Source organism: Chitinophaga pollutisoli (assembly GCF_038396755.1).
Classification (GTDB): Bacteria; Bacteroidota; Bacteroidia; order Chitinophagales; family Chitinophagaceae; genus Chitinophaga; species Chitinophaga pollutisoli.
The window spans coordinates 2,550,892-2,568,311 of the sequence record NZ_CP149822.1; the positions used below are offsets into that span (position 1 = coordinate 2,550,892).

Genomic DNA, 17,420 nt, shown 5'->3' on the forward strand with positions numbered 1-17,420 from the left:
TGTTACCAGCGTTTAAAGGTTAAGGTTAATTCCGAGCGTATAGCTAGGCGGTACGAGAATCCCTCTTGAAGCGCTTCCAAGCCCGCTTCCCGACCACACTTCAGGATCAAGTTTCTGGGAATTGGCGGACCATCTCCAAATATTCTGCATCTGGAAACTAATACGTAACGCCTTCATACTCGCTTTTTGCAGCAGCGCCGAAGGGAGGTTGTAGCTCAGCGTGACGTCGCGCAGTTTGATGTAGCTGGCGCTGGAAATATGTTTATCAGCGGCTTCGTATACCATCGTGAGGTTGGAAGACGGTTGTGAAATAAATGCAGGCGCCAAATCAGGGTTGGCCTCATCGCCCGGTTGCTTCCAATAATTCATCGCAAGGCGATCCATGTTCGTCGTGTAGTTCAGTTCCGGAAGTTTGGTGAGGAACGGCGCGACAACATCGCGCATCTTGTGTCCACCATAATACATGAACATCGCAAACAACTCGAAGTTTTTGAAACGGATATTATTTTGAAGTGAAGCGGAATAGGGCGGAACCGTCGTACCGGAATATACCAAATCGTCTACCTTCAACTGCGTGGCGTCCGCTACAATTTTCCCGTCTTTAGTAAAAGCTTGCGGGCGCCCTTTGTCATCCAAACCGGCATACCTGATGCTGTACAACGATTGCATGGGAATACCCAGTCTGTTCTGAGCCGAAACTAAATGGCTGCTAACATCGTTGGCGGAGATATAGAGATTCGTCAGTTCATTTTTGTTATAGTTGAAATTGAACGTGCTCGACCAACGGAAGTCTTTTGTCCGGATATTTACGCTGGTCAGTGAAACATCCACCCCTCTATTGTACATCTCACCATAATTCACGAGAATGGTAGACCAGCCGATGGTGGGGTCAGATTGCAGATTCCCCAGCAGATCGTTTGACTTCTTATTATAGAAATCCATAGAACCGGTAAGCCGGCCATTGAGTACGTTAAAGTCAATCCCGAAGTTCACCACATTGGTTTTTTCCCAGCGGAGGCCGGAATTCGGGGGAGATGATACGGAGGACTGTAGCTCGTTCGTATAATAATGCGGATTGGTTTCGTCGCGCGTAATCATGTAAGGTCCGGCATCCTTGGCAATATTACCGTTCACACCATATGTTCCCCGAACGGCAAGGCGGTTTAGCCACGGCAGGTCATTCTCACTAACTACATACAAAAGGCCCGCCGACCAAAGCGGCCGATATTGGTATTTGGGATCTGTGCCAAAAAGGTTGCTCTGATCCATGCGGATGGAACCAGAGGCAGTCCATCTTCTTTTATAGGTGTAGGAGCCGTTGCCATAAAAAGAAACAAACCTGTTTTCCACTTCGGAAAATCCACGCTCTTTCCTGGTATAGGTGAAATTGTTAAAGACGGATTGTGTCTTCTGTAAAGGCCTGCCCAGTTTTGATTCATCGATAGGTTTATAAACCAGGGAGAATTCATCATAGCCATACTTGTAAATGTCCGTTCCGGTAGCCAGGACGCGGCGGCGCTCCGTACCTGCGATAAAAGAGACTTCATGGTCGCGGCTGAAAATCTTGTTGAAATTCAACTGAGCGCGGAGGGTATAGGAATTGAGGGCCGTACGTTCTTCGCTGAATTGCCCACCGTTGGGGATCCACATGGTATCAATACCGCCGGTGCTGGTGGTGGCATCATTCACCATTGTTTTCACATAATTGGATCCAGGGCGGTACAACTGGCTGCTCAGCCCTTCGGTCCGCTCGCTCTGGTAACGCACATCGAGCGAAAGCCCCTGCATCAGGCGGATGTTTCCACCCACATTAAGATTCAGGTAGTTGGATTTGTTGATGTAGTGCTGTTGGCTCACTTCATTCAACGGGAACATTGTTTCATCCAGCGAACCGCGTGCTATAAGCCGGTCGATTTCGAACTGGGATTTCTGGCCATACCATTGTGCAGGCGTACCATCCGCATTGCGAATCATGTAATAGCTGGCACGGCCGCCATTCAGGTTGCTGTATCCGTTGAACCCGTTGTCATAGTCCGCACGGGTATGGCTTCCCAATACGCCCACATCCAACCGCAGCCATTTGTTCAGATTGAACATGTTCTTGAGATTATAACCGAATCGGTCGTTCGATTGAATCTTCTCGTAAGGATTATTCCTTAAATAGTTTACAGAAAGGTTATAGCGGTGCTTTTCGGTACCGCCGGAAAGTGAAAGATTATGTTGTTGAACAAGGGCCATGTTACGCAGGAACTCATCCTTCACCTGGTCGTACCGGTCGAGGTGGCGATATGTATCCAACTCCTTTTCCAACTCGGCATCGGTAAGTTTACCTGCCTTATGGGCATACATCAGCCGGTATACATCATTGATGAATTTCCGCTGGTCGAGACCAGCAGGATCATTTGACCAATATTGAAAAACATCCCGCTGAAAATTCACCAACTCAGCGCTGGACATCCGGTTCATGTAGCTCCTGTCCGGCAACGGCGTTACTCTGAACGAGTTAGTATAATTTACCGACAGCGGGCCGGGTTTACCATTTTTTGTAACGATAACGATAACACCATTTGCCGCCCGAGCTCCGTAAATTGATGCGGCGGATGCATCTTTCAACATCGTCACAGAAGATACATCGTTCGGATTGATTACATTGATATTTCCCTCAAACGGCATTCCGTCAACTACATACAAGGGCGCTTTCTCGGCGCGGATAGTAGATACCCCACGGATCTGCGCATTTCCCTTGTAGTAGGTGAAACCCGCCGCCAAACCTTCCAGCCTTTCTGTCAGGTTGGTCTGCATTTTGTTCTCCAGGTCTTTGGCGCCGATATTTGAAAACGATCCTGCCGCACGTTCTTTCGACAATGTCGCGTAGCCAGTGCTCACGATGGAAACACCCTGCAGGCGCGAAGGCAGCTGTTCCAGTTTGATGTTGAGCGTCGTCTCCGGCCCTACCTTCACTTCCTTCTCGCTAAACCCTACATACCGGATCACCAGCACATCTCCCGCGTCAGCGGAAATCACGAACTTACCAACGGCGTCAGACACCGCGGTGCGTTTAGTGCCCTTGATCTGGATGGAAGCCCCCGGCAGCGGAGTGCCTTCGTTATCTGTAACTGTCCCCCCGATTTCCAGCACCACGGGCTTCAAAGCTTCCATGGTGGCGGGAGGAGCATAGGCAACCGGCTTCCGCTTCACGATTACCACTTTTTCTACAATCGAATAGGTAAGCGGCTGGTCACGGAAAGCAGCGCGCAGCGCAGTGGGCATATCCGCCCCGTTCAGTTCAAGATTCACTGCCTCCAGCTGGTGGACGTCCTCCCGCGAATACAGGAAGGAATACCCCGTTTGCTTTTCCAGCATATTGAAAAGCCTGCCGAGCGATACTTTCTTTACGGAAAGAGAGACAGACTGGCCGTAAGTTCCGGCGCTGACCGTAATACACGCCGTCAGCATAAACACAGCGGTTAGTTTCATAATCTTCCACATTTTGCTCCCGGGTAGCATCAGACGGGAGGTGGTACAATCTGGAGGGTACGGATTACCCTGCCGGTGTTGGCACCTGGCTTTTAAAATCATACATTTGATTTTGGGTGATAAATAAATTTTCTCTCAACGGAACATTTGTTGCGCCCTGGCAACCGGAGCTGGTACCTCCTGTTGCCGGATCCCGGCCGCAAAGCCGGGATTTTTTTGGCTATAACGGTCTCATGTTTCTTACGGTTTTACGATAATCTTATTCCCTTCGATCATAAATTTCACACGCCCGGTCATTTCCAACATTTCCAACAAGCGCGATACCGGCAAGTTGCGGGGCAGCGTGCCCACAAAATGATGCGTCACCTCTCCTTCATACACCACTTCGGCCCCATACCAACGTTCCACCTGGCGCATCACTTCGGTGATGGGCGCTTCGTGGAAGCTGAACTTCCCGTCTTTCCAGGCGGTAACGGCACCCATATCTACTCCCGACGCCACCCTGATTTGCCCGTCGGGCATGAGGCTGGATTGATCGCCGGGCGCCAGGATACGGCTCTGCCCGTCTTTCCCCACACGTACCGCTCCTTCCAGGAGAGTCGTACGAATGGAGGGCTCGTTGTCGTATGCGTTTATGTTGAAATGCGTTCCCAGAACATCCACCGTCATGCCTTTGGCGATGACGCGGAAAGGACGCGCGGCGTCTTTGCTGACTTCGAGATATGCTTCCCCTTTCAGCTCCACCATTCGCTCCAGACCGGTAAAAACGGTCGGAAAGCGCAAGGAAGAGCCCGCATTGAGCCATACCTTGCTGCCGTCGGGCAGGGTGAGGCGGAACTGGCCGCCTGCAGGCGTGGAAAGGGTATTGTAGACCGGCTTTTCAGTTGCGCCGAACGACTGGTATTCCAGCACGCCGGCAGCAGTCTGGAGCACGGCGGCACCGCCCTGGCGGGCGATGGTTTCGTGGCTTTCGTTACCCAGGGCGATGACGGAACCGTCGGCCAGGGTGAGCGTGGCCTTGTCCACACCGGGATCGAGATCGTTTTTGAAACGTTCCTCCCGGGCGAGGTGCCCGGCAGGCACGGCGGAAGGCCGTAGCAGGAAGAAAGCGGCTCCCGCGGCCAGCACCACAGCGGCCGCCGCGGCATACCACCAGTATAACCGGCGGGGAGCGGATTTTTGATGAATGGAACGCATGATACGGGCATACATCAGCATCTCCAGGCTGCTTGCCTCCTCAGGCGACAATTCCTCACGGGGCTGCTGTTCCAGGCGTTCGCAATACGCGTCCACCAGGCGCTTTTCCGCATCAGATGCCGAACCATCCCGGTAGCGGTCTGCCAGTAAAATAAATGTATGCTTGTCCATAACCTTGTACTTATATGTACTGGAATCGGACCTCCCCCTACACCTCCGGCCCTATTTTTTTCGTGTAACTTTAAAATTCAATCCTATCGCCATGACAGTCACCCCGCTTATCGCCAGCCACTACGTCCTGGAACGCTTCCAGGCTAAGGGCGGATGGACTTACGCCTACATCCCCGAAATCGCCCCTGATTCCGGCGTGGCCTTCGGATGGATCCGGGTAACGGGCACCATCGACGGAATAGACCTCGGCCTGACCCGCCTGATGCCCATGGGCCAGGGACGCCTTTTCCTTCCCATAAAAGCCGCATTGCGTAAAAAACTCTGTAAAAAAGAGGGTGACCGCGTGTATATCGTTCTATTCCGCGATACCACCGCCGTGAGCATCCCGGAAACCTTGCAGGCGTGCCTTGACGATGAGCCCGCGGCGCTCGAAGCCTTTCTCGCACTGCCGGAAAGCCGGCAAAAAACGATTATAACGGCCGTCAACGCCGCTACCAGTCCTGCCCATCAAACGAAAAAGATTGTAGAAACACTGGAAAGCCTCCTGAAGCAACAATAGGCCCCGGCGGTCAACAGATTGCAGTCCGGATGCCACACTGCCGCTGTTCCCTGATATTTCCGGAGGGGTACGGGCAGGGAGGCACCGTATTTGTAATGTTGAAGGGGACCACCAAATATTTTCCGTATGAAAAACCTGTCCATCACGCTGTTGTTCTGCGCCGCCGTTGCATCCTGCGGCCAGCCGGAGCCGAAACAAACGAGCCAAACGGCCGTTCCGCCCGCAGAAGACACGATTGCACAGATGCCCGGCGGCGGCCCCAGACCGCAAAGTAGCACCAATGAACAGCTGTTCCGCACCTCCCTGACCGCCTTCCGCACCGCCGCCACCGCCGGCGACGGGGAAACAATCCAAAAAATGATGCGCTTCCCCCTGCAAACGGCGCCCAAATGGAGCGACGACGACCTTCGTTCAACATCGCCGGACACATCCGCCGGCCGGATCACAGAAAAGCAATTCTCGCGATACCGCGATAAGATACTTACGCCAGAAGTAAAGGCTGCGCTGGAAAAAGAAAACGGGGAAGAAGTCCGTGAGATTGCCGTGGGTTCGGAAGATGACTATTACCGCCGCCTGCGCCCCGGGCTGGACAGCTCGGCGCCCCTGTACGAGGTGTACCATCAATATCCCCAACCCAACGGGAACGGCGAGCATTATTTCGCCTTCATCTTCGGCAAAGTGGGAACGGAATACAAAGTAACGGGCTTCTATGCGAAGGAGCCGGTGAAGGATAAATAGGCGCCGGTACTCACGCCGAGCACCATACGAGGGAACCCATCAGATTCCAAACAAAAAAACCTGCCAAATGGCAGGTTTAAAATCTTATGAATTCGGGAAAATCAAATTCAAACTTGTCGGGATGGCAAGATTCGAACTTGCGACCTCCTGGTCCCAAACCAGGCGCGATAACCGGGCTACGCTACATCCCGAGCCTTCAAACACTCTCCAGTTAAACCTGGCGGAGTCTGCGGTGAGGGAGGGATTCGAACCCTCGGTACAGTTTGACCCGTACGCCGGTTTAGCAAACCGGTCCTTTCGGCCTCTCAGGCACCTCACCATCCCCTTGCGGGGTTGCAAAAATAGGAATTATTTAGAATTTTCCAAACTGGGAATGAATTAAGATTAAAAATATTCCCCTAACCCTCGCGGACCCGCCGCAACGCTCCTTCAAACGGATCAAAACCTATCTTTTTATTATGTGTAGAAAGGCAGGCCGGCTGGCTTTCGCCTTGCGGAAAATCACCCGCCAGCCCGCCGTATAGCGTTCAATGCAGGATTTCCGCAAGCTTGCCGGCCAGCTCCTCCCCGCGCAGGTTCTTCGCCACGATCTTACCTTTCGGGTCGATCAGGAAATTCTGCGGAATCGCCTGTACATGATAAATGTCCGACGCCTTCTGTTCGTCGAGGTCGATGAGCTGTTTCCAGGTGAGGCCGTCGTCTTTGATAGCCTTGAGCCATGCGCCGCGCAGCTGTTCATTGTCGAGCGAAACGCCCAGCACCGTGAAGTTCTTCGATTTATAATCGCTGTAAGCCTTTACTACCGCGGGATTCTCGGCACGGCAGGGCTTACACCACGACGCCCAGAAATCCAACAGTACATACTGGCCGCGGTAATCCGACAGCCTGACAGGCTTGCCGGCCACATCTTTCTGCACAAAATCCGGCGCCTGCGCGCCGATCTCAATACGCTTCAGCCGGGTGATGGTTTCAGCGTATATCTTGCCTTTGCCGGTAGCTTTCACTTTTTTGGAAAGCTTTTTATACAAGGGTTCCAGCACGCCCGCCTCGGGGAACAGGCCGCCGTAGGAATCCAGGAGGTCGAGGCTCACCACCGTGTTCGGATGTTTATCGATGAACGCGGCGAAGATGGCTTTCCGCGCATCCGTCAGCGAATCGTCGAACGATACCCGTTGTTGTTTCACGGATTCGGTTTGTTTTTCCTCTTTCGTCAGCGCCGCATATGCCGCCGAAGCTTCCTTATCCCGCTGCACGAGCGGCGCCATCAACTGCTGCAATTCTGCATAATAACGGTTATCCTTGCCGCCTTCCACTTTCGCGCCGGCCAGCTTGTTTTCGCCGGTCACCGTAATGGTGGCGTTTTCCAGATATACTGTCAGGTAGTCGTAGCCGCCCGCGAGTTGCGAAGTCAGCGTCGCGGAAACGGGATCCGTCACTTTCCCGTTCAGTTCAAAAACACCGGCTTTCACTTCCGCTGAATCCCGTACATACGTTTTTCCCGAGCGGTAACCGAGGTACACTTTGGATGCCGTCATCCCATCTATCTTTCCCTTTATTGTATACGACACGCCCTGCTGGGCCATGGCTGCCACCGGCGCCGCCAACATCGTTAATGCTAATATGCTTTTCAGGTATTGTTTCATGGTGCGTTGCGTTATCAGTTAAAAGGTCTTGTATCCGGCGCGATTCCCCACTGGGGGTTGAACATCAGTACGGAATTGGTTTTAGGTAAAATGAAAAGCGGATCGTCGATCTTTCCTTCGTACATTTCCGTACCCACGGTATGTGAGATCGTCGTTTTGCCCCAGGGCTTCCCGCTTTCGAGGCAGAAGCGCTTCAGGTCGAAGAACCGCTTCATATGCGCCAGCGGCAACTCGCGGCGGCGCTCCTGCAAAACAAGATCGATTACCGCATCCTGGCCGGCCGGCATGGTAAGATCCGGCGTCCCCGGCGCCATGCGGAATTTGCGCAGGAGGTTCACGTCCGCCATCGCTTCTGCGAGCCGGTTGGTGCGCGCATAGGCTTCCGCGCGCATCAGCAGCAACTCGGGATAAGAAAATCCCGCCGTCATCTGGAACCGCGGCAAACCGCCGGATACCGTTTCGCCACGGAAATACTGCAGCTTCGGCCCGTCGTCGTACACCACGCCGTTGTAAGTGGTCTTATACCCCGGCGCCGTCAGCAACCAATACTGGTACCGAAGGTCCGTGGCAGGATCGAACAAGGCGATGAATTCCGCGGAAGGATAGGAATTGTTCGAACGGCCCGACCTTACATCCGACGCGCGGAAGAACAGCATCTCTCGGCTCGTGGGCAGGTGGATTTTACTATCAGGGCTATTAACCTGGCTGGCCGCGGGGTTCGCGGGGTTCGCCAGCGACAGCGTATTGAAATCATACAGCACTTTATCCACGCCATTGGCCGCGGCGGCGGTCCAGGCGAGGTTCGCGTAATAAGCTACGCTATCGTATTTCTGCGTAAACAAGTGGTAATATGCCAGCATCGTTTGCGTAGCCACCTTATTGGCGCGGGAAGGATGGTTTACCGAAACCGGGCTGATGGGCAATGCCGCATGCAGGTCGGCCAGCACTTTGGCGAACACTTCTTCCTGCGTCGACAAATCCGGCATTGGCGCGTCCACATTGGCCGTGGTAAGGTAAGGAATGGTTTTGGCCGTGTTGCCGCCACCGGGTTTATACACCGGGCCATACACGAGCGTGGCATGGAAATAGCTCCAGGCGCGGGCTACATACGCCTGCGCCAGCACCGCGTCTGCCTCTTCGGCATTCTGCGTCGTGCGGATTTCCTTCACCCCGTCGATCACGTTGTTGATATATTTCATCGAACGGTAGGTACCCCATTCCCAGAAGTAATCTATCAGCGTGGGGTTCCTGAAAGGCGGGCGGAAAATATAACTGTAGTAATTATCGATGTTCGGACTGTTGTTCGCTTTGTAGAAGACTTTCCCGATACCTTCCGACAGCGTCAGGTTGTCTGTCATATATCCCAGCATGGAAGTGGTGTTGTTGTTGAGGAACGGATACCGCACCACATCCGCGTTATCGAGCAGTTTATTGAATTCCGAAACCTCCCGGGGGATGAGTTTCCCTTTGGGTTTGACGTCCAGGAATTTGTTGCAGGCCGTTAGCGAAACGGCGGAAGCAAAAAGTAATATGGAAGAAAGTCGCATGACCGGTTAGTGTTAAGTTTTAGAAATTGACACGAAGGCCGAGATAAAATTCGGGCATGGGCCGCCAGGGCGTGAAACCCAGTTCGGCTTGTGCGGGATCACCTCCGCCCAGTTCCCAGGCTTCGGGATCCTGGTTATTGCTGTTGGCCGTGATCATGAGGAGGTTACGCCCCTGTAACATCAGGCTCGCATTGCCCACGCCGATTTTACGCAGCAGGGGTTTGTTGAAGTGATAGGTGACAGATGCGTCGCGCAGTTTGAGGAAGTTGCCGCTTTCCACGAAAATGTCGGAAGAGGTGTAGTAAAAGAAATCAAACGACATCTGGTTGAGCGCGGGGAAATTCGTGAAGGCTTCATCGCCGGGCTTCCGCCAGCGCTTGCCAACATCCTCGTGCTGGATGGAAGAACCATCGTAGGAATGCCGCCTGATGATGTGCCCCGTCTTCGCCAGGAGCATAAACGCGAGGTCCACGTTCCTGTACTTGAAAGTATTCGTGAGGCTGTAAGCGAACTTCGGCCGGAGGGTGCCCATGTACTGCACATCATCTACCGACACCGCGCCACCGGTAATTTTCTCGTTCTTCGTATTGAAATATTGCGGCGCCCCGTTGCCATCCAGCCCGGCAAAGCGGAAAGCCCACAGCGAATTCGCGGGCATGCCCGCCTTATTCACGGAATTGGATGTGAGCGAAGTGGAAAACAAATAATTGACATTATACGCCACCACTTTATTCACATTGTAACTCATCGTCCCCAACACATTCCAGGTGAAATCCCCCTTCCGGATCACATCCCCGTCAATAGACAGTTCCAGACCGGTATTGTTGATCTGCCCCACGTTTTTCACCAGCGATGTGTAGCCCAGCGTGGGGTCTACGGGATCGGCGGCCAGGAGTTCCTTGCTTTTGCGCAGGTAGTAATCGAAAGAAAAATTCAGTTTGGAAAACAGGGAGAAGTCGGTGCCGAAGTTGGTCGTGTTCGTTCGCTCCCAGCGGAGGGAATTATTGGGCGGGGAAGCGATGTTCCAGGAAATGTCGCCTGTCAGATCCGAATAATTGCCCGGCGCCACGATCAGGAAGGGCCCCGTACTCAGCGAGATATTCCCGTTGATGCCGTACGATCCCCGCACATACAGTTTGCTCAACCACGGCACGTCGAAATAGCTTTCGTTGGAAATCTTGTACGTTGCGCCCGCAGACCACAACGGTTTGTAACGGTAACGGGCATCAGTGCCGAAGAAGTTGGTCTGATCCAACCGGATGCTCCCGCTCACGAGGAAACGGCGGTCGTATTCATAAGAGCCGTTGGCGTACCACGATACAAACCGGTTATCCCGGAAAGCCATGGAACCAATGCTGGCCGTGGGCCTCCCGGCCGACATGAGCATGTCCGCATTGTAATTCCCTGCGATGTAATCCGCGTAGTTGAAGGTATTGAACGTACCCGCCTGGTCGTTGTAACCGAAGCGCGTGGGCAGGGTATTATTATCCCATACATCGCGCGACACTTCCGTCCCTGCGAGCGCTATCACGCTGTGGGCGCCAAAATCACGGTTGAAGTTGAGCTGCCCGCGAAGGGTGTAAGCCTGATTGATGTTGCGCGATTCGTTCAGCATATCTCCTTCGGGGATATAATGTTTCGAAGGCACGGTGGACGACGTGGCGTCGTTATAACCCATGCGCATGCGGTACGAATCCTTGCCGGACAAACTGCGGACGAAAGAATTGCCCCGCGTCCAGCTGCCGCCTGCCTCGAGGGTGAGGCCCTGGGCCAGCAATATATTCAGGTTGCCGCCGATGCGGAACTGGAAGTTCTGTTGCCGGGTGATCTCCTCCGCAAGGTCGTTCAGCGGGTTGTACGACATATCCTTCAATCCGGGCAGTGCATCATACCGCGCGATCTTCCGGGGATTGGTGGCGTGTATCTCCAGCGGCTGCCCCGTGGCCGGGTCCACCACCAGGTCGTAAGGATGGATCAGGAACTGGGAATAGTAATTGAGGAAATCGCTCATCGGCCGCAGCGGCGCCTGGCCCGTGCTGTAGTTGATGTTGGAGAATAGCCGGAACTGCAGCCACTTTGCGGGCTTCCAGTCGTTGCGGATATCCATGATCAACCTGTTATCCCTCGTGTACAACGTATTGCCGCGGTTGCCGATGAACTTCGCCGTGGCTACCGTCTGGTTCTTATCGTTACCGCCTGACAAACTGATGTTATGCTGCTGGGTGAGTTGATTCCGGAAAAGATAATCCTGCAATTGCCCGATACCATCGTTGGATTTGAGCTGCTCCAGTTCCGCCGCCACATCGTGCGACGACATGATCCCCTGCGACTCGGCTACTTTCAGGTAATTAACGCGCGACAGGTAGCGGTAAGCGTTGTAGGAATTTAGGTAAGAATTCGGATCCTGGGCGTAAATATCCAGTTCCGCTTCCACGTAATCTTTGGCGCTGGCACGGCGGAGGTATTTGAGGTCGGGCGCCTGGGTGATGCCGAAAGAACCGTTGTAGGCAACATTCAGCCCCCCTTTCTTCCCGCGTTTGGTCGTTACCACGATCACGCCGTTGGAAGAGCGCGCGCCGTAAATGGATGCGGCCACACCGTCTTTCAGCACCGTTACGCTTTCGATGGCGTCGATGTTGAGCGTTTCGAGGCCCCCGGTGATGGGGAACCCATCCACGATAATCAGCGGCGCCCGCTCTGCGAGCATGAAAGTAGACACGCCGCGGATTTCCAGGTTCCCTTCACGGGTGAGCTGCATACCTGCTACCTGCCCTTCCAGCGCGGCTTTCAGGTCGGGGCGCAATTTATTTTCCAGCTGCGCGCCGCTCACGATGGAAAATGAACCTGTCGCCCTTTCGCGGGGAATACTCTGGTAACCGGTATTCAGCGTTACCGACACCTCGCTGATAGTGGTGCTCTCGCGGCTCAGCCGGATCATGACGGGGATGGAATTGATCACCTTGAACTCGGCCGTCTTATATCCCACATAAGTGATCACCAACACATCGCCGGTGTTGGCATTGAGATTGAATTGCCCGTTGACGCCCGACACCGTGGATACGTTGGTGCCTTTTACCCGCACGGACGCGCCCGCGAGAAACAGGCCGGAAGAATCCATCACCACGCCGCTCACCGGAAAGAAGGCGGTCGCGGCTACCGGCGGGCCGGCCATGCGTACCGCCGCTTTTCTACGGATGAAAATCGTTTCCTTTTCCTGAGAAAATTCCAGCGGCTGATCTTTCAGCACCAACGCAAGAAAAGCCTGCAACGGCATGTTCTTCACATCCACCGATACCGGCCTGGATTCGCCGAGCAGCTGTTTGCTGATAAACACCACGTTGCCCGTCTGCTTCTCGATGGCGGTAAAGACCCGCTCCAGCGGAACCTGCCGGCCGGCAAAGGTGATGCCCTGCGCAGCCGTGCCAGCGGAAACATGCAAGCATACCGCCAGGAGCATAAAGGTGGTCAGTTTCATGAAACGTTCAATTTTGGTCGATAGCCGGAACCTGGCCCGCCGTGGCGGGACATGAGGATTCCGGTCACAAAATGTGCTAAAAAACATACTTTTGTAACGGTTTCTGGTTGATTAATTAAGGTATAAGCCTGAAACTTCGGCCGCTTCGTGGTTCAGACGCAGCGGCTATTTTTATGGTCATGGCAACACGACCAGTTTTTTCCCATCGTCTTCCAGTTTAAAATGTATGCCGGTTCCTTCCAGCCCGCTGAGTACTTGCATGAGCGTAAGATTACGGCCCATTTTACCCCAGAATTCGGTATCCGGAACGTTTCCCCTGTATTCCACTTCGATATCATACCACCTCGACAATTGTTGCATTACATCCTTCAGTTTCGCGTCGTTGAAATTGAAAACGCCGTTCTTCCATGCCATCACTTTCTCCAGGTCGGCGCCCTCCACCACCTCGATACCGGCGGTTACCTGCGCCTGCTGGCCGGGTTTCAACCGTGCGGCGCGCCCATTTTTCCTGACGTTCACCGCGCCGCTCAGCAAAGTTGCGAGGATGGCGCGCTCATCTTCGTACGCATTAACGTTGAACTGCGTGCCCAGCACTTCGATCGCAGCGCCGTTCCTGGCCATAACGCGGAAAGGTTTGGCGGCGTCCTGCGCTACTTCGAAATACACTTCACCCGTCATCTCCACCATCCGTTCTTTCCCGCTGAAAGCGGTAGGGAAGCGGAGTGAGGATTCTGCATTGAGCCAAACCGCTGTACCATCCGGCAGCGTAATCCTGAATTGCCCGCCGCGCGGGGTTCTTAGCGTGTTATACTGTATGGCGGCTTCCTCGCCGGAAGCGTCGTATTGTAATTGACCCGCTTGCTGACGGATGGCGGTTGCCCCCTGGCGGATTACCTGGCTGCCTGCGCTGTCGAGCGTTACTTCTGAGCCGTCGGCCAATACCAGCACCGCTTTGTTGCCGCCGGGCAAAACGTCTTTTGTGACTGCCTCCGCAACAGGAATTTGTGTAGACGGGCGGTTTGTCAGCAGGTAAGCCCCCGCCGCCACCAGGATCAAAATAGCCGCAGCGGCCACCCAGCGATAGATTTTCCGGGGCTGCCGGGGCGCTACAGACGGTCGACGGCGCAGCGCTGCTACTTTTTCCCAGACGGCTTCCCCGTCATAACTTTTCCATTCAGCGAAAAGCCTTTCCAGCGAAGCTTCGCCATCCAGCTCTTCCCAAACCGCCCTGTTTTCGGGCGACGCGGCCAGCCAGTCGTCGAAAAGCGACTGTTCCTGTGGGCTGAGCGGCTGCCCCGCCCACTGTTTACGGATCGCCTCCCGCTGCTGTCCGTTGAATGAAAATCCGGGTTGCATATAGATTGAAACGACCACCGCCGCAAAACGCAGCAGTTTTGGCCAGATTTTTTTAAGAATATTTTTTACCGGTAAAAATGCCCCGCTTCATATATACTCCAGAGGACCAGCGCTGCTTCCAGCAGATGCTGGTCTTTCAGGGAAGCGCGGAGCATGGCCAGCGCCCGCGACCTGTCGGCCCGGACATGGTTTTCCGCCTTATTTGTCCGTTGTGCGATTTCGGGGACGGTTAATTCCTCTTTAAAACTCATTTCCAATACCAGCCGGTATTTCTCCGGCAGTTTCGCGATTTGCCCAAATATCAGCTCCAGCAGTTCCGCCTGCATCCGGTGCGATTCCGCGAAAGAGTCCGCCGCTTCAGGGGAGGTGGCCAGCTGCTGGTGCGCGTGGGAAACAACGGCTTTATGTTTGATAAGATCGAGGCATTGGTTTTTAACCGTGGTGTAGAGGAAGGAGCGGATGGCGGGCAGGGCATCGAAGCCTTCGCGGCGGAGCCAAAGTTTATGAAAAGCCTGTGCGGCCATGTCTTCGGCCTCTTCCTTTTGCCCGGTGAATTTGCCGGCGAAGAAGCACAACGGCCGGTAGAGCAGGTCAAACACCTGCCGGAAAGCGGCTTCGTCTCCATTGGAGAAGTCCGTCAAAATCGCCTGGTTGATATCTATGCCGCCGTTCATCCCCGAATAATCCGGCCCGTTATGTGGAGCGGGCTGGGGTTAAAGATAGGCATTAGACGAAAAAAAACCACCTGCGCAATACTGGTGGCTCGTGTTTGATATATGATCTATTCAGCGGTTACTGATAGTATTTGCGCGGGCAGGGGCAAAGGTTTCCCCTTGGCGGGAAAACAAACTCTCGAAAGCGTATTAATCTGGGGGAAAGGAAGAAACCGTTGGCGCCGGCACAGGTAGTACGGGAACCTGCACCGGCCTCCAGGGGAAAAATTTGGGGTTACAACGGTGGACAGGCCGATGGGTCTAGTGGATGACTGATGACCATTAGATCCAGTCCCAAAGTTCATGTTTTTCAAATCGTTAGGAAAGCGTATTAATACCGAAAATCATGAGCGTAGAACTACGCAACAACCATAACGCCAGCGTCAACAAAACCTGTATTTTATCTTCCGCCAACGCCATCGTTAAAAATTTCAGGCAAAATACCATACGAAAACGGCCGGAAGTCTCCTCCCGGCCGTTCACTTTTATTTCAGCAAAAACTGCATTTACCAAATTACCACACGCTGCGCGGCGGGGAGCACCATGGCATCGCCTTCGCCGCATTTGAATGCGTCATGGAATTCTTTCAGGTGCGGCATGGGCCCGTTGATGCGGTAACGTGCCGGGCTATGCGGATCCGTCTGGATCTGGTTGCGCAAAGCGGCGTCCGTGATATTGGCATGCCAAACCTGCGCCCAGCCAAGGAAGAATCGTTGCTGCCAGCTGAAGCCATCGATGGGAGCGGGTTCTGCTTTCCCCTCAAAAGATTTCTTTAGCGCATAATACGCCAGGGTAAGACCGCCCAGGTCGGCGATATTCTCCCCGATCGTGAGCGCACCATTAATCTTGAAGCCAGGCAAGGCTTCCAGCCCGCCGAAATAATCGATGTAGCGTTTTGCCAGTCCGTCGAAGTTTTTGCGGTCGGCTTCGGTCCACCAGTTCTGCAGGTTGCCTTCGGCATCGAACTGCGAGCCCTGGTCGTCGAAACCATGCGTGAACTCGTGGCCGATCACGGCGATGATACCACCGTAATTGATCGCGTCGTCGGCATCGGGATTGAAGAACGGCGGCTGCAGGATGCCCGCGGGGAAAACGATTTCGTTGTTCAGCGGGTTGTAATATGCGTTTACGGTCTGCGGAGTCATGAGCCATTCCGTTTTGTCCACCGGCTTACCGATCTTATTCACGGTTTCCTCATGCTTGAATTTGTTGGCGCTGATGATATTTTCTACCAGTTTATCGCGCTGGATATCGATTTTGGAATAATCTTTCCAGTTGTCGGGATAGCCGATTTTATACGTGAAGGCTTTTAGTTTTTTGTGGGCCATCTGCTTGGTTTCCGGGCTCATCCAGTCGAGCTGGTCGATGCGTTCGCCGTACACCGTGCGCACGTTCTCGATCATATCCGACACTTTCTGCTTGCTGGATTCCGGGAAATATTTCTTTGCGAAAAGTTTTCCCAGGGGCATGCCCAGCACGCCGTCGGCGGACCGGATGGCGCGGTCGACACGGGGGCGTTGGGCTTTGCGGCCCGTCATCACCGTGGCGAAGAAGCGGAAGTTTTCATCGTCGAATTTCTTCGGCAGGAATCCGGCGAAAGTACTCAGCAGCTTGAATTTGGTGTATGTTTTGAGCGTTTCGATCGGCGTGGCTTTCAGCAGTTTCGCGCCGTTGGTGACATAGGCCTTGTTCTGCAACACGAGCGTGTCGGTATGGATGCCCTGCACGATGGAGAAACCGCCCCAATCGAATTCCGGCGCGAGGGTGCGGAGCTCTTTGAATGCGATTTTATTGTAGGTTTTCACGGGGTCGCGCAGCTCAACGTTGGTGAGCTGGAGCTTGGCGAGTGCCGTTTCGAATGCGAGGATCGTTTCGCCGGGGTTCTTTTCCGGGAATCCGGCGAGGGCGAACATCTTGTTGACGTGCCCCACAAATTCTTTCCGGACGTTCTGGGTGCTTTCGTCGGTGCGCTCGTAGTAGGAACGTTCCCCGAGGCTAAGACCGTCCTGACCGCCGTAAACAGCGTTTACTTTACTGTCTTTGAGATCGCCTTCCACACCAAAACCCGCCCAGGTACTTACGCCCATGACGTTCAGCTCACCGGAAACGATGGCCCAATCGCCCATGGTACCGATCCGGTCGATCTTGTCGATCCACATTTTAAGAGGGGCGATGCCACGTTTTTCGATGGTAACGGTGTCGAGGAAAGCCGCGTAAAAATCGGCGATTTGTTGTTCTTCGCTGCCTTTGGCGAGGCCGGATTTTCCAGCGATTTCGTGGATAATGCCTTTGAGGCGGACTTCTTTATTTTCCCGGTCGAGGATGTTGAATGCGCCCCAGCGGCTCTCGGTGCCGGGGATGGGGTTGTTTTTCTTCCAGCCCTGGTTGGCGAAGCCGTCGAAGTCGTGGCAGGGTTTAATGCTCTTGTCGAGAGACGAATTATCGAATGCCGGCACTTTTTGTGCGGCGGCAGGCCCCGCGGCGGCGATAGCCAGCAGGATAGCGGCCGTCGTGCGCCTGGCGGAGGTGTTAAGTGATAGCATA

The 17,420-nt window shown here is 54.1% G+C and carries 10 protein-coding genes and 2 tRNA genes; 2 read left to right on the forward strand and 10 right to left on the reverse strand.

All coding sequences use genetic code 11. From position 1 onward, the window contains the following. Positions 1 to 12: 12 nt before the first annotated feature. Both WJU16_RS10385 and WJU16_RS10390 read right to left on the reverse strand, forming a co-directional pair. The gene (locus tag WJU16_RS10385) at positions 13 to 3,477 is read right to left on the reverse strand and encodes a SusC/RagA family TonB-linked outer membrane protein (RefSeq protein WP_341838248.1); all 3,465 of its coding nucleotides are present in this window, start codon (positions 3,475 to 3,477) and stop codon (positions 13 to 15) included. A gap of 240 nt (positions 3,478 to 3,717) precedes the next feature. After that, positions 3,718 to 4,845 (reverse strand): FecR domain-containing protein, encoded by a 1,128-nt coding sequence (locus tag WJU16_RS10390; protein WP_341838249.1) that lies wholly within the window; start codon positions 4,843 to 4,845, stop codon positions 3,718 to 3,720. Positions 4,846 to 4,936: 91 nt separating this feature from the next. Here WJU16_RS10390 and WJU16_RS10395 point away from each other — a divergent pair, with 91 nt between their 5' ends. After that, entirely contained in the window at positions 4,937 to 5,404 is a 468-nt protein-coding gene (locus WJU16_RS10395; protein WP_341838250.1) for a YdeI/OmpD-associated family protein, read from the forward strand. Between the two features lie 126 nt (positions 5,405 to 5,530). Then, on the forward strand, positions 5,531 to 6,142 hold the full coding sequence (locus WJU16_RS10400) for a hypothetical protein (protein ID WP_341838251.1): 612 nt from the start codon (positions 5,531 to 5,533) through the stop codon (positions 6,140 to 6,142). 116 nt (positions 6,143 to 6,258) lie between these two features. Here WJU16_RS10400 and WJU16_RS10405 read toward each other — a convergent pair. From WJU16_RS10405 to WJU16_RS10440, 8 genes are all read right to left on the reverse strand, one after another. Next, positions 6,259 to 6,333 (reverse strand) — tRNA-Pro (locus WJU16_RS10405). Positions 6,334 to 6,372: 39 nt separating this feature from the next. Further along, a tRNA-Ser gene (locus tag WJU16_RS10410) sits at positions 6,373 to 6,461 on the reverse strand. Between the two features lie 208 nt (positions 6,462 to 6,669). Further along, positions 6,670 to 7,785, reverse strand: a complete 1,116-nt coding sequence (locus WJU16_RS10415) for a TlpA disulfide reductase family protein (protein ID WP_341838252.1) — start codon at positions 7,783 to 7,785, stop codon at positions 6,670 to 6,672. 14 nt (positions 7,786 to 7,799) lie between these two features. Next, a complete protein-coding gene (locus tag WJU16_RS10420) occupies positions 7,800 to 9,332 on the reverse strand; it encodes a RagB/SusD family nutrient uptake outer membrane protein (RefSeq protein WP_341838253.1) in 1,533 nt (510 codons plus the stop codon). Positions 9,333 to 9,351: 19 nt separating this feature from the next. Then, entirely contained in the window at positions 9,352 to 12,807 is a 3,456-nt protein-coding gene (locus tag WJU16_RS10425; RefSeq protein ID WP_341838254.1) for a SusC/RagA family TonB-linked outer membrane protein, read from the reverse strand. Between the two features lie 177 nt (positions 12,808 to 12,984). Further along, a complete protein-coding gene (locus WJU16_RS10430; protein ID WP_341838255.1) occupies positions 12,985 to 14,163 on the reverse strand; it encodes a FecR domain-containing protein in 1,179 nt (392 codons plus the stop codon). 65 nt (positions 14,164 to 14,228) lie between these two features. Further along, positions 14,229 to 14,837: a sigma-70 family RNA polymerase sigma factor gene (locus tag WJU16_RS10435; protein WP_341838256.1), complete on the reverse strand. Its 609-nt coding sequence runs from the start codon at positions 14,835 to 14,837 to the stop codon at positions 14,229 to 14,231. Between the two features lie 545 nt (positions 14,838 to 15,382). Continuing rightward, a complete protein-coding gene (locus tag WJU16_RS10440; protein WP_341838257.1) occupies positions 15,383 to 17,419 on the reverse strand; it encodes a M13 family metallopeptidase in 2,037 nt (678 codons plus the stop codon). Position 17,420: the final 1 nt, after the last annotated feature.

What these genes read in the sequence shown, in the direction of transcription:
- WJU16_RS10420 (WP_341838253.1), bottom strand. Translation starts at nt 9,332, where the DNA reads ATGCGACTTTCTTCCATATTACTTTTTGCTTCCGCCGTTTCGCTAACG.
- WJU16_RS10435 (WP_341838256.1), bottom strand. Translation starts at nt 14,837, where the DNA reads ATGAACGGCGGCATAGATATCAACCAGGCGATTTTGACGGACTTCTCC.
- WJU16_RS10440 (WP_341838257.1), bottom strand. Translation starts at nt 17,419, where the DNA reads ATGCTATCACTTAACACCTCCGCCAGGCGCACGACGGCCGCTATCCTG.
- WJU16_RS10415 (WP_341838252.1), bottom strand. Translation starts at nt 7,785, where the DNA reads ATGAAACAATACCTGAAAAGCATATTAGCATTAACGATGTTGGCGGCG.
- WJU16_RS10395 (WP_341838250.1), top strand. Translation starts at nt 4,937, where the DNA reads ATGACAGTCACCCCGCTTATCGCCAGCCACTACGTCCTGGAACGCTTC.
- WJU16_RS10385 (WP_341838248.1), bottom strand. Translation starts at nt 3,477, where the DNA reads ATGAAACTAACCGCTGTGTTTATGCTGACGGCGTGTATTACGGTCAGC.
- WJU16_RS10430 (WP_341838255.1), bottom strand. Translation starts at nt 14,163, where the DNA reads ATGCAACCCGGATTTTCATTCAACGGACAGCAGCGGGAGGCGATCCGT.
- WJU16_RS10425 (WP_341838254.1), bottom strand. Translation starts at nt 12,807, where the DNA reads ATGAAACTGACCACCTTTATGCTCCTGGCGGTATGCTTGCATGTTTCC.
- WJU16_RS10390 (WP_341838249.1), bottom strand. Translation starts at nt 4,845, where the DNA reads ATGGACAAGCATACATTTATTTTACTGGCAGACCGCTACCGGGATGGT.
- WJU16_RS10400 (WP_341838251.1), top strand. Translation starts at nt 5,531, where the DNA reads ATGAAAAACCTGTCCATCACGCTGTTGTTCTGCGCCGCCGTTGCATCC.